The sequence below is a fragment of the Burkholderia diffusa genome, from assembly GCF_902499115.1.
GTDB lineage: Bacteria > Pseudomonadota > Gammaproteobacteria > Burkholderiales > Burkholderiaceae > Burkholderia > Burkholderia diffusa.
This window is the reverse complement of record NZ_CABVPN010000087.1, coordinates 1-511: the sequence shown is the minus strand read 5'-3', so window position 1 is coordinate 511 and position 511 is coordinate 1. Positions and strand designations below refer to the sequence as shown.

Sequence of the window (511 nt, the reverse complement as noted above, 5' to 3'; positions counted from 1 at the left end):
ATCTCGATGCCGCGATCCAGCAGCAGTCCGCGAATCTGGTTGGTCAATGCCAGGCGTTGCTGGAGCATGCGTTCGCGGGCGCGATGCAGCGCCTGGACATCCATCTGTTCCTCTGACTTGAGCGGCACAAACCGCATCGTCGGAAGTCGGACAGCTTCGGCAATAGCCTGAGCGTCGTTAAAGTCGTTCTTCTGCGATTTGACGAACGGCTTGACGTACTGTGCTGGCAGAAGTTTGACGTCGTGCCCGAAGCCCTGAAATTTGCGGGCCAGATACTGCGAGCCACAGCATGTTTCGATGCCGACAAGGCACGGTGGATGTTGTGCCATAAGCTGCAGGAGTTGATGACGCCCCAACTTCTCGCGCAGCACGACTTTGCCAGCAGCGTCGCAGCCGACGACGTGGAACCAGCGCTTGCCGAGATCGATTCCTAACGTGACCGAGTTCATGGCAGCCTCCATGGGTGGTAGCGCCACTACGATAGAAGAAGCGGGTGGACCATACCATTAGT

Annotated in this window: 1 protein-coding gene; it reads right to left on the bottom strand. The window is 57.7% G+C overall.

The genetic code is table 11. The features are described 5' to 3' along the window. Positions 1-449 (bottom strand): IS110 family RNA-guided transposase (locus BTE28158_RS32340; RefSeq protein WP_174920310.1); only part of this gene is annotated, 449 nt, incomplete at its 3' end. Positions 450-511: the final 62 nt, after the last annotated feature.